The sequence below is a fragment of the Brevibacterium sp. SIMBA_078 genome (assembly GCF_046534565.1).
Taxonomy (GTDB): domain Bacteria; phylum Actinomycetota; class Actinomycetes; order Actinomycetales; family Brevibacteriaceae; genus Brevibacterium.
The window spans coordinates 369173-382206 of record NZ_JAWRYQ010000002.1; the positions used below are offsets into that span (position 1 = coordinate 369173).

Sequence of the window (13034 nt, forward strand, 5' to 3'; positions counted from 1 at the left end):
AGTGATTCGCATTGCATCTGACATCCCCGCCCACGCCTGCGCCCGACCCGGACGTGCGTGTCATAGGGTGGGAGGGCATCAATTTCGCGGAGGAAGGCCAGAAGTGGACGATCTGCAGCCCGGCAGACGAGTGGTCGTGCGGTATTCGCTCGCACCCGGAGACACGCATTCGACGTCGGATGCCCTCGGCGTCGTCACAGCCGTCGACGAGGCGGGGCTCGAGATCGATACGAAGCGCGGTCCCCTGCGCATCGCTCGCGACCAGATCCTCCTCGTCCACGAGGTGCCCCCGGCTCCGACGAAGGCCGGGCGCACGCATGAGATCGTCTCCGCCGTGGATCTGCGGCGCATCTCGGCAGCCGCCTGGCTTCCCCACGACGTGTCCTGGCTGCACGTGGAGAATCTGCGCAACGAAGGCACCGAGGCGGCTGCCGAGGTCAGCCTGCTGCAGAAGGGCTGGCTGCTGCGGCATTCGGAATCCGCTACCCGTCGCGCCAATTCCTGCCTGCCCGTGACCGCCACCGGACTCGGGTGGGAACAGGGGCTCGACGCCGTCGAGGAGTGGTACCGCACCCGAGGCAAGCCGAGCCGCGTCCAGATCTATTCCGCTGACGTTTCCTCGACGCTGGCACCCGAATGTGAGGGGCTCGCTCCCCTGCTCTCGGCTCGCGGCTACACCCCTTCCGAGGCCACACTTCTGCTCACGGGCGCCACCGCGGAGGCAGCAGGCGGTGCGTCCTCCCCCGCCGAGGCGGCCGCGGCCGGGCTGATCATCGACGTCTCCGATGCGCCGACCTCCGAGCATTTCGCCGCATGGACGTCACAGCGAAACCCCGGTGAGGAACCGGATTCGGCTGAGGCGTTCAAGACGCTCATCGAAGCCGATCAGCCGTGTGAGTTCGTCACCGCCTATGCCGAGCATCCCGATGGATCCCGGACTATGGTGGCGGCCTGCAGGGTGGTCGAGCGCAGCAAATGGGGTGTCATCACCAACCTCATCACTCGTCCCGATCTGCGCAGACGCGGTGCCGGGCGTTCGGTGGTCGCTGCCGCGGCGGCACTCCTCGCTCAGCGCGGGGTCAGGTCCTACCTCGTCGACGTGGAGTCGAGCAATGAGGCGTCGCTGGGCCTCTTCACTTCCCTCGGTGCGACAGTGCGTCACCGGTCCTGGTACGCCGAAGCACGCTGAACGGTGAGCCGGACGGAATCCAGTGAGGAGGGCTCAGCCCTTGCACTCGACCTTGTTCACCGGCCGGTAGACCGTGGTGAAGCCGTCCTTCGTGGTCTTGCCCGAAGCGATGTCCTTCATTGTCCGGGTGATCCGGATCGACCAGCCGCCCTTCGGCGACTGCGGGGAACAAGAAGCTCCGCTTTCGGTGACCGACCCCGGTGAGGTGTGGTTGAACCGGTCCGAGGCGTCGGCCGACACATCGTACTTCTTGACGCCGAAGACCTTCGCGTGGACCTCTCCGTCTTTGAGGTACATGTCGAGGACGACCGGAGTCTTCGAGTTGTTCGTGAACTTCATATCGATCGACGACCAGTCGAGGGTCGACTCGCGGCCCTCCGGATAGCGGGAGATATAGCGCGAATGCGCCTGGTGTTCGTCGAGTTCGAAGCCGGCGAAGAAGGCCGCGTTGAACAGAGTCGTCGACACCTGTGAGACGCCGCCGCCGTAGTCTTCCTTCATCTGCCCTTCGGAGATCACGCCGGCAGGCTTGTAGCCGTTTGCGGCGGTGCGCTGGCCCAGAGCCTCATTGAGGGAGAACTGCTCACCGGGCTTGAGAACCGTGCCGGAGACCCTCTTCGCGGCCACCCGCAGGTTGGTATCGCGGTTGGGTTCGGAGCTGTAGCCGGTGGAGAAGTGTGACACGGTGTCGGAGACATCGGCCTTCTTCGCGTCCTTCGTCGTGAACTCGGGTTTGACCGAGGCCAGTGTGACCGTCGGCTTGTCGTCCTTGCCGTTGATGGCATCGGTGACCGCGCCGGTCAGTTCCTTGGCCTTGATCCCGATTCCATCGCGGGAGGGCACGACCTCGGGCTTGCCGTCCTTGATCTCGAAACTCGCGTCTTCGGCCGGTCGTCCGATGTCCTTGTTCGCGGCCAGCACGGACTTCTGCAGGGCCTCCTGATCGAAGACAGGCTTGAGCTTCGAGTCCTCGGCCCTGAACGTCAGAGTCTTCGCGACGGTCTTCGGAGACACGGTGAGGTCACCGCCCTTGACCTTCGAGTCCGCATCCTTCCCAGGCTTCGCGGTGATCGTGAGGTCCTTGCTCACGGCGTCCTTCGCGAATCCGTCGGCCATCTCCTCGGCTTCGGACGTGGTGATATCGGGATCGACGTTCGTCGGGCTGACCGGGAGAGCATCCTCGGTGCGCAGCCAATGATCGTCGACGGCGGTGCGCACGGCGGCGGTGTCGACGGTCTGGCCCTTCTTGCCGTCCTTGACCTTCGGTGTGGTCTTGTCGAACTCGAGTTCGGCGTCCTTGGGATCGACGGCCAGGGATTCCGTGACCTTCGCGGTTTCCTTATCGAACTTCTCCTCGTCGACCTCGATGACGGGATCGACTTCGTCCTCGCCGAACAGGCGGTCCCAGATGACGGTGGGGTCGAGGCTGAAGCCGGTGATGCGCTCAACTGTCGCTTCCGGGTCGAAGGTGATCCCGGCCTTCTCCGGGTCGAGCTTCGCCGTCGGCTCTCCTGCCTTCAGGACGATGTCGTTCTCCGCGTCATCGCGCAGGTCGTTGCGCAGAGTGTTCTCGGCATCCGTTGCGGACTTGCCGCCGACGTCGATTCCGGCCACGGTCGTCCCCGGTGCGAGCATCCGACCGCTGAAGAAGCCGATCACCACATAGATGGCGGCCAGCACAACGACGGCCACGAGGATGAAGGGCCAGACCGACTTCTTCCGGGCAGCGCTGCCGGACGGGTCGGGCCCGCCTGCGTTCGAGGTTCCATCGGACAAGGTATTGGTCGGCATCATTCTCCCGAGGGTGTCGATAACGACTGATTCGGTGCGGTTCGCACGAGTCTAGCGAGTGCGATCGTGCCCGCGCACGTTGATGAAGGAGAAGACCGCGGCCAGGACCATCGGTCCGAGCAGCCACACAACTGAACGAAGCAGTCCGGTGACGATCATATCGGCGCCGGGCAGCCACTTCGGCTGCCCGAAGACGAAGGACAGTACGGCGATGATCACGGCGGCGACCAGCATCGGGGCGCTGCTGCGATACATCGTCTTCAGGTGCCACAGCCCCGCCGCGGCCAGAGCCAGGGCCAGCACGAGTCCCCATGGCAGGATGATCGGGGTCTCGCCGAGGTTGACCACCGTCACGTTGAGATGCTGCATGGTGCCGAGGAACGCGATGAGCAGTCCGAGTACGGCGGAGTGGAGGTAAGCGAAGATTCCGGGCTTCCGCGGTTCGCGTCGCCGTCGCAGGGGCTGAGCCGCCGTGTTCTCCTGAGCTTCGAGCGCTGCGATGTCGAGGCCGGTGAGCACGTGCGGTGCCGGTCCGCTGTTGAGGATCTCGGATGGGATCGGAGTGCCTGCCCCTATCGAGAAGTATTCGCGGTCGCCGATCTTCTGACCGACGCCGTTGGACAGGGCGAAGAAGCCGCCGGCGACACTCACTTGGGTGCGGTGGGCTTCCAGTGCTGCCCGTTTCGCCGGCAGCACCGCGCTGACGTCCTGGTCGATGACGATCTGACCGACCGGCGGTTTGGCCGGGATCGTCTCGGCGGGGGCGAATCCGGTGTCTGCGAAGCCTGCCTGGTGCGGGTCGAACGAATGGCGGGCCACCTCGGTGGGGGTGTCGACGTAGAGCAGTCGACCGGTCCGCCATTCGGCGAAGTCGATTGCCGCGGTCGTGGCCTCGTGCACCCGCACGTGGTCGGGGTGGCCGTAGCCCCCGTTGGCGGCGTAGGTGATGATCGCGTGCGGTTCGAAGGCGTCGATGACGGCGGCGATGTGTCTGGCCACGGTCGTGATGTCGGCTGCGCACAGAGCGTTGTCGCTCATCGATGACGCGGGTCGAGCGTGACCGTCCGGTCCCCATTCCATTCCCGAATCCTCGAAGGTTCGCGTGGTCCCGCCGAGGAATGTGTGCACGCGCACACCGAGAGCACGCATCGCCTCGGCGATCTCCTGCTCCCGGACCCGGGCGAGACCGGCCCGGTCGCCCTCGAGCTGCTTCAGCTCTGCGGGGATGACCTCGCCGCCCTCACCGCGGGTGGCTGTGAGCACCATGACCTCGGCACCCTCGGAGACCAATTCGGCGATCGTGCCGCCCGTCGTGATCGTCTCATCGTCGGGATGAGCGTGCACGAGGAGGACGCGTGGCGTAACAGTCATTGGTTCCTGGGTGCTCGAGGTCATTCGGTGCTGCCGGATCAAGGATTCCGGCTCAGGCGTTCTGGCGGCGCATCTTCGCGTAGAGCTTTGCGCGTTCCTTCTGATCGAGTTCGACCTTGCGGATGCGGATGGCACCCGGGGTGACCTCGACGCACTCGTCCTCACGAGCGAACTCGAGGCTCTCCTCGAGGGTCAGCTTGCGCGGCGGAGTGAGGTTCTCGAAGCTGTCGGCAGAAGCCGAACGCATGTTCGTCAGCTTCTTCTCCTTCGTGATGTTGACGTCCATATCGTCGGCGCGCGAGTTCTCGCCCACGATCTGGCCTTCGTAGACCTCGGAGGTCGGTTCGACGAAGAAGGTTCCCCGGTCCTGCAGGTTGATCATCGCGTACGGGGTCACTGTTCCGGCGCGGTCGGCCACGAGAGATCCGTTGATGCGGAACTCGATGTTGCCGGCCCACGGTCCGTATCCGGCCGAGATCGTGTTCGCGATTCCGGTGCCGCGGGTCTCGGTGAGGAACCGAGTGCGGAAGCCGATGAGGCCGCGGGCGGGGACCTTGAACTCCATCCGCACCCAGCCGGTGCCGTGGTTCGTCATGGTCGACATGACGCCCTTGCGGGCAGCCAGCAGCTGGGTCACGGCCCCGAGGTAGTCCTCCGGCACGTCGACCGTTAGCTCTTCGAAGGGCTCGTGGACCTTGCCGTCGACCTGTTTGGTCACGACCTGAGGTTTGCCGACCGTGAGTTCGAATCCTTCACGGCGCATCTGCTCGACGAGGATGGCCAGAGCCAGCTCACCGCGACCCTGGACCTCCCAGGCGTCGGGGCGTTCGGTCGGGACGACCTTGAGCGAGACGTTGCCGACGAGCTCCTGGTCGAGGCGGTCCTTGACCATGCGGGCGGTGACCTTCGTGTTCTTCTCCCGGCCGGCCAGCGGGGAGGTGTTGATGCCCACGGTCATCGAGATCGCCGGATCGTCGATGACGATCGCCGGCATCGGCTTCGGATTGTTGATGTCGGTGAGCGTGTCACCGATCATGATGTCGGGGATGCCGGCGACGGCGACGATGTCGCCGGCCGAGGCCTCCGTGGCGGGCACCCGGTCGAGACCCTGGGTCTCGAGCAGTTCGGTGATCTTCACCGAGCTGATCTCGTCACCGCGGGCCCAGGCGACCTGCTGGCCCTTCTTCAGCGTGCCGCCGAAGATGCGCAGCAGAGCGAGACGGCCGAGGAACGGCGAGGCGTCGAGGTTCGTGACGTGTGCCTGGAGGATGCCGTCGGAGTTGATCTCCGGTGCCGGGATCGTCTCGAGAATGGTCTTGAACAGCGGTTCGAGGTCGGGGTTGTCCGGGACCGCTCCATCGGCGGGCTGTTCGAGGGAGGCGGCACCTGCCTTCGCGGCGGCGAAGACGACGGGCACATCGAGGACGGAGTCGACGTCGAGGTCGGGGACTTCGTCGGCGAGGTCGGAGGCCAGACCCAGGAGCAGGTCCTGAGCTTCCTCGACGACTCCGTCGATGCGGGCATCGGCACGGTCGGTCTTGTTGATCACGAGGATGACGGGCAGCTTCGCGGCCAGCGTCTTGCGCAGGACGAAGCGGGTCTGCGGCAGCGGACCTTCCGATGCGTCGACGAGGAGGACGACGCCGTCGACCATGGACAGTCCGCGCTCGACCTCACCGCCGAAATCGGCGTGGCCGGGGGTGTCGATGACGTTGATGACGATGGGGTCCTCGCCGGCCGAGGGACCGTTGTAGAGGACGGAGGTGTTCTTCGCGAGAATGGTGATGCCCTTCTCGCGTTCGAGGTCGCCTGAATCCATGACGCGTTCGGCGAAGTCGCCGTGTTCGCTGAACACACCGGTCTGCCGGAGCATGGCATCGACCAGCGTGGTCTTGCCGTGGTCGACGTGTGCGACGATTGCTACGTTTCGGCGGTTTTCCCGTCGTGTGATGGCTTCAGTCATCAAGAACCTTTTTGAGATAGAGAGATCGGTCCAGCCCGGACCCAACAGACAATTATACGGCCACCCGCACGCTCTCGCGTGCAGGTGGCCGTCAGCTTGGGCGGACTCAGGCGTTCATCGTGGCCTCGAGGACCGCGTCCCTGGCCTCCCGACGCTTGCGCTGCTCCTTCGGATCCGGAACCGGAACCGCAGACAGCAGACGCTGTGTGTACGGGTGGACGGGGTTCGACACGACCTGCGAGGACTTGCCGATCTCGACGAGGTAGCCGTGGCGCATCACCGCGATGCGCTCGGCGATGCGTTCGACCACGGCGAGGTCGTGGCTGATGAACAGACACGCGAAGCCGTATTCCTTCTGCAGGCCCTCGAACAGGTCGAGGACCTTCGCCTGCACGGACACGTCGAGCGCCGAGGTCGGCTCATCGGCGATGAGCAGCTTCGGTCGCAGGGTCAGGGCGCGGGCGATGCCGATGCGCTGACGCTGACCGCCGGAGAGCTCATGCGGATAGCGGTTGCGCATCGAGGTCGGCAGTTCGACCGCGGTCAGCAGCTCCTCGACTCGCTTGCTCAGCTCCGGCCCTTTCATCCCCTCGTGGAGGTAGAGCGGCTCACCGATCGACTCCCCGACCGGCAGTCGCGGATTGAGCGAGGAACCGGGATCCTGGAACACGATCCCGACTTCCTTGCGCAGGGGCCTCATCTGCTTATTGCTCAGGCCCTTGATGCTCGTGCCGTTGACGACCATGTCGCCTTCGACCGTGGGCAGCAGCCCGAGAGCGGCGCGTCCGATCGTGGTCTTACCCGACCCCGACTCCCCCACCAGGCCCACGACTTCGCCGGGGGCGATCATGAGATTGATGTGGTGAGCGGCGCGGAAGGCCTTCTTCCGTCCGATTGCGGGGTACTCGATCGCGGCGTCACGCAGCTGCAGGGCAGAGGGCTTCGAGAAGTCCGCCTGCGAACCGGGATGGTAGTACGTCTCCGTGGAGTCCATCTCGATCTCGAAGCGGTCCTGCTCAGTCACCTGAGCGCGTGCCTCGGCCACGGCCATATCGGCGGCCCCGGCCTCGGAGAGACCGTCGCCGCCTGCCCCGGTGTCCGGCTGGCCGACCGGGTCATCGGCGTGCGCAGACTGATCGGAGGTGATATCGGACAGCGAGGCCTCGACATCGTCGATGCTGCCGCCGAATACTTCGCTGTCGGTTCCCGCGCCGAGGTGGGGCACAGCCTCGAGGAGCTGCTTCGTATACGGATGCTGCGGGTTGTAGAAGATCTCCTCCGCAGTACCCGATTCGACCACCTTGCCGGCGCGCATGACGATGATGCGGTCGGCCATATCCGCCACCACGCCCATATCGTGCGTGATGAGGATGATGCCCGCGTCGAGCTTCGACTTCAGTTCGCGCATGAGCTTGAGGATCTCGGCCTGCACCGTGACGTCGAGCGCGGTGGTCGGCTCATCGGCGATGAGCAGCTTCGGCTGACAGGCCAGTGCCTGCGCGATCATGATGCGCTGACGCTGACCACCGGAGAGCTGGTGCGGGAACGAATGGAACCGATCCTCCGGATCAGGGATCTCCACGAGCCGCATGAGCTCGAGAGCCCGTTGCTTCGCCTCGCTGGGACCGATGTCGAGGTGGACGCGCAGCGTCTCCACGATCTGGTACCCGGCGGTGTAGACCGGGTTGAGCGCCGTCATCGGCTCCTGGAAGATCACAGAGATGTCGTTGCCGCGCACGGCCTGCATCTTCTCCGGCGGCATGCCGATGAGTTCACGTCCGTTGAGCTTCGCTGAGCCGGTCGCACGGCCGTTGCTCGGCAGGAGCCCGAGCAGAGACATGCTCGACTGCGACTTGCCCGAACCGGACTCGCCGACGATCGCCAGCACCTCGCCGGCATTGACCGTGTAGTCGAGGTGTTCGGCGGCCATCCACCATTCGTCGCTGACCCAGAACTGGACTCCGAGGTCATTGACCTCGAGGATCGGAGAGCCCTTCTTCGGCTGGTTGTCTGCTTTCTTCTCGGCCATCACTTCGCCTCCTTCTGTGCCATGCGCTCGGCCTTCTTCATCTTCCTCCAGCTCGGGATGGTCTTCATCCGCGGGTCGAACGCGTCGCGCAGACCGTCGCCGATGAAGTTCACACACAGAGCGATGACGATGATGAACAGGCCGGGCCACCAGAACAGCCACGGACGAGTGGCGAAGGAGGTCTGGTATTCGCTGATGAGCTGTCCCAACGAGATGCCTGGCGGTTTGATGCCGAAGCCGAGGTAGCTCAGCGAGGCTTCGAGCACGATCGCCTGACTCATGATCAGCGTCGTGTTGACGATGATGACGCCCATGGCATTGGGCAGCATGTGCTTGAACATGATCCGGAAGTCGCTGGCGCCGGCCACGCGGGCCGAATCGACGAACTCCCGTTCGCGCAGCGACATGAAGTCACCGCGGACGAGACGGGCAAGACCCACCCAGAGGATGCAGCCAAGCGCCACACCGAGCAGCGGGCCGTTCGCTCCGCCGACGAGCACACCGAGGATCGATCCGACCACGATGACCGGCAGGATGACGAATCCGTCGGTGATGCGCATGAGCACCGAATCGACCCAACCGCGGTAGTAGCCCGCGACGGCGCCGATGACCGTGCCGATGATCAGGCAGACGATGCCGATGATGAACATGACGACCAGCGAGATCTGCGTCCCTTTCATCACTCGGGCGAAGTTGTCACGACCGATCTCATCCTGACCGAACGGGTGATCTCCGAGAGAGAAGAAGTTCGCGAACGACCAGGTCGGGGCTCCGCCGGGGTTGACCACGGGCCCGGACGCCGTATGGCTGAACTTCCACCAGCCGGGAATTCCCGCAAATCCCTGCGCGCTGAAGGCGAAGATCGCCACCAGCACGAGGACGACGATCGAGATCATCGCGCCTTTGTGGCGAAGGAACTTGCGCAGGACGATCTTGCCCTGGGAGAGACCTTCGGTTTCCTTCGACTCGATCGCATTGTCCCCGACTTCGTCGAGGGCGAGAGCGTTCTGTTTGTCGTTGTTGGTACTCATGCGTTCACTCGGATTCTCGGGTCGAGGACGGCGTAGAGGAAGTCCGCGACCAGGTTGGCGATGATGGCGAGCAGGCCGGTGATGAGGATATAGGCCATGACCGGGTCGAGCTCTGCCTGTCTCAGCGAGTCGATGAAGAGCTTGCCCATGCCGTTCCAGCCGAAGATCGTCTCCGTGATGACGGCACCGCCGATCATTGTGATGATGTCGACGGGAACGACCGAGGCCAATGGCAGCAGCGCATTGCGCATAGCGTGCCGCATGATCACCGTACGTTCGTTGAGGCCTTTGGCTCGTGCCGTGCGGATGTAGTCCTGGCCCAGCACCTCGAGCATCGAGCCGCGGGTATAGCGGGTGTACGAGGCGAAGGAGATGAGGACGAGGGCGATCGACGGCAGCAGCAGGTGAGTGAACGAGTCGAGGTTCGTGATCCAGAAGTCGCCGTCGATATTCGGCGCCGATGCACCGATCGTCGCGATCGGACGATTGTTGATGGCCGGGTCGTCGGAATACTCCTGCCAGCCCTGAAGCACTTTGTCGGCGAAGATGAGCACGGCCACGATGATGGCGGTGAAGCTCGTTGTGCGTGCGGTGTCCCAGGGATCCGGGCCGCGGAAAGCCAGACCGATGCCGATCGCGACGGCGATCGCCACGATGAAGAGCCCGAACATCCACAGCCAGTTCATGTCGACGTAGTAGAAGAGGTTCATGAGCGGCCAGTAGAGCAGCGCGCCGACGACGACTGTGGTGAGCGTGGCATAGAGCACGCGGCGGTTCTTCAGCCCCGTCGACAGGAACGTCATGACGATGGCCGCACCGGCGCCGATGACGACCACGCCGAGGAGGCCGATAGTCGGGTGCTGCATCCAGCCGCTGGCGAGGATGTAGTAGATCGTGCCGAAGGTGATGACCGCTGCGGCGACGAAGGTGATCGCGCGACGCTTCGCGCTGCCGCCGAGCGCACCCATCCAGAACAGCCCCATGGCCACACAGCCGATGATGATCGGCCACCAGGATTCCAAGGTCGGGTCGTTGATGAAGTTGTTGATGTCGATCGCTCCGTACTGCTTGAGCAGCACCGCCACCCAGAAGACGGGCAGCGAGTAGAGGAGGAACGAGACGAAGGTGATGAAGTAGTCGAAGCCCGAGTACTGGCGGATTGCCGAGATCATGCCGACGGCGATGCCGAGGATGATGGCCACGATCGTCGAGGCGGTGATGAGCTTGATCGTATTGACGATTGCGCCCTGCAGCTGGTCGGTGACTTCTTGGCCGGATTTCCAGGCGATGCCGAAGTCACATTGGCCGATGGCGCAGCCGCCGACGCCTGCCAGCCACTTGAAGTAGCGGACGACGGCGGGAGTGTCGAGGTCGAGGAGACGTCGACGCGACTCGTAGAGAGCCTCGATGTTCGGTGAGGTGCTCGCGCGCAGGTCCCAGAAGAAGTCGAGCGCGACATTGAGGAGCAGGTAGAGGACGAAGGTGACGATAAGGAGCACGAGCGCCGTCGACAGCAATCGTCGGAGGATGAATCTGATCATGATGAGAGTTCCGTTTCAATCTTCCGAAAACGCCGCTGTGGGGATCACACAGTGATCCCCACAGAAGGCTTGGGTGGAGAAGAACCGATCGCGTCAAACGCAGATCAGTTGACTTCCCACTCCCAGTAGTTCCAGAACATCGTCGGCGATACAGACGTCGACTTCACGTTCTTGACGCTGTCACGGTAGATCGTCAGTTCGGGGAACTGGAAGATCGGCGCACCGAAGGCGTCCTCGCTCAGCTGCTTCTCCAGGTCGATGAGCAGATCCTGCTGCTGGTCCTCCTCGGACACGAGCAGCTTGTCAAGGATCTTGTTCGTCTTCTCGCTCGAGTAGCCGCCGTAGTTGTTCTGAGCGCCGGTGCGGAAGTTCGCATCGTTCTCCGTCACTCCGGTGCCCTCGGATTGCCAGCCGAACAGCGAGACGTCATAGGTGCCGTCACCGAGGCGCGTGCCCCAATTGACGTCACCGACGTCCTTGATCTTGAACCCGGCCTTCTCCGCCGATTCCTTGATCAGCTGGAACTCCTGCTGACGACGCGAGTTCGTGTTGTCGTACATAACGCGGACCGTCGGAGCGTCGGCTCCGGCATCCTTGAGCAGCTTCTTCGCTCCGTCGATGTCGACCTTGGTTGCATCGGCAACACCGTTCTCCTTCGTGATCGCGTCGTACATCGGCGAACCGGGGACCTGCGAGTATGAGTCGCGAGTGACGGCCTTGTCGTTGAGAGGCTTGATGATCTTCTCGACGATGTCTTCCCGAGGGAGAGTCTTGAGGAAGGCCTGGCGGACCTTCTTCGCCTTCTCCTCGTCACCGCCATTCGCCTCGGGGTCGAAAGGCCCCTTGTTGTCGAAAGTGAAGTCGACGTGCTCATAGGTGGCACCGTCGGCCGCATCGACGTTGACGCCGTCGAGGTCCTCCGCAGCCGAGAGCACATCGGCAGTCGCCTGCGGCTGAGTCATGTCGACCTCGCCGTTCTCGATCGCCTGGATCATCGCCATCGGATCGCCGTTGTAGCGGACCGTGACGGTCTTGACCTTCGGCTTCACCGGACCCGTGTAGTTATCGTCAAGTTCGAGGGTGACGTACTGCCCCTCTTCGAACTTCGTCATCTTGTAGGGACCGTTGTGGACCAGCAGGTCCTCGTCCTTCGGCATCGAGGTGAAATCGAACCCGGTGTTCCAGGTGTTCGAGATCTTCGAGAGCTTCTCGGTGTCCTTGTCCTTGATTGCATCGAGGATCGCCTGCTTACCCTCTTCGGCATCGTCGACCCCGAGTGCCTTCTTCGCCACGATATGGGCGGGCACGCCGACGCCGTCGGGACCGGTGCCGAACTCGGTCTGCCAGTCAGCGTAGGGCTTGGAGTATTCGAGGGTGATCTCCTTGCCGTCATCCGAGATCTCCGGGAACTTCTTGATCAGAGCCGAACCGGCGGTCGAGGAATCGAAGTAGACGGTCTTCGCGTCGTTCTTCTTCACCGTTCCGTCGTCGTTGTTGTTGGCTTCGACGGTGTTGAAGTTCGCCGAAGTGCCGGCCCAGGTCAGCGCCAGGTCAGCGGCATCGACGGGGGTGCCGTCGGACCACTTGGCATCATCGGTGAATGTGTACTTGACCTTGAGCGGATCTTCCGAGACCTGCTCGACCTTGCCGAGGGCTCCGTCCTGAACTTCGAGGTCACCGTCGTAGTACCCGAAGTTGTCATTCATCATGTAGGTGAGAATGGAGTTCGAGGTTGCATTGCCGTTGGCCGTCAGCGTGTTCATCGACCGGAAGGATTCGTTCCAACCGATGTTGATGGCGGTGTCTTTCGATGCTTCGTCATCATCGCCTCCGCCAGGGGGTGTGCAGGCGGTGAGCACCATTGCAGCGGCAGCCACAGAGGCACCGGCCGCGAGGAAGCGCTTGTTCACATTCTCTCCTTGTTGTTCTAGGGCGAGTCACCCTCGTACTTGCACCCCAAAACCGGAGTGCATTCCGGTCACGTGAGACGGTTCGGCAGAGACCGAAGCGCATGTGACCGCGTTCATGTTTTTCACATGGAATGCATCAAAGTTAATTCACCGGAGACTGTGATCGAGTCCACATAATGAGCAAAATTCTGAATCGTTACCGTTTCGAA

8 protein-coding genes are annotated in these 13034 nt (G+C 63.4%); 1 reads left to right on the plus strand and 7 read right to left on the minus strand.

Features of this window, described 5'->3' with window-relative positions; translation table 11 throughout:
• Window positions 1-103: 103 nt before the first annotated feature.
• Entirely contained in the window at window positions 104-1189 is a 1086-nt protein-coding gene (locus tag SB749_RS10010; protein ID WP_410710194.1) for a GNAT family N-acetyltransferase, read from the plus strand.
• Between the two features lie 33 nt (window positions 1190-1222).
• On the opposite strand, the gene SB749_RS10015 is transcribed toward SB749_RS10010, so the two are convergent.
• From SB749_RS10015 to SB749_RS10045, 7 genes are all read right to left on the minus strand, one after another.
• A complete protein-coding gene (locus SB749_RS10015; RefSeq protein WP_410710195.1) occupies window positions 1223-2983 on the minus strand; it encodes a VanW family protein in 1761 nt (586 codons plus the stop codon).
• Between the two features lie 48 nt (window positions 2984-3031).
• Entirely contained in the window at window positions 3032-4351 is a 1320-nt protein-coding gene (locus SB749_RS10020; protein ID WP_410710196.1) for a PIG-L family deacetylase, read from the minus strand.
• A gap of 52 nt (window positions 4352-4403) precedes the next feature.
• Window positions 4404-6314, minus strand: coding sequence for a translational GTPase TypA (typA, locus tag SB749_RS10025; protein WP_139466927.1), 1911 nt, complete (start codon window positions 6312-6314; stop codon window positions 4404-4406).
• 106 nt (window positions 6315-6420) lie between these two features.
• Entirely contained in the window at window positions 6421-8343 is a 1923-nt protein-coding gene (locus SB749_RS10030; protein ID WP_410710197.1) for an ABC transporter ATP-binding protein, read from the minus strand.
• Window positions 8343-9374: an ABC transporter permease gene (locus SB749_RS10035; RefSeq protein ID WP_173153779.1), complete on the minus strand. Its 1032-nt coding sequence runs from the start codon at window positions 9372-9374 to the stop codon at window positions 8343-8345. The genes SB749_RS10030 and SB749_RS10035 overlap by 1 nt, the downstream gene beginning before the upstream one ends.
• Window positions 9371-10915 carry an ABC transporter permease gene (locus tag SB749_RS10040; protein ID WP_410710198.1) on the minus strand — a complete coding sequence of 515 codons (1545 nt, stop codon included), beginning with the start codon at window positions 10913-10915 and terminating at the stop codon, window positions 9371-9373. Before SB749_RS10040 ends, SB749_RS10035 begins: the two co-directional genes overlap by 4 nt.
• Before the next feature lie 104 nt (window positions 10916-11019).
• A complete protein-coding gene (locus SB749_RS10045; protein ID WP_410710199.1) occupies window positions 11020-12825 on the minus strand; it encodes an ABC transporter family substrate-binding protein in 1806 nt (601 codons plus the stop codon).
• Window positions 12826-13034 lie beyond the last annotated feature (209 nt).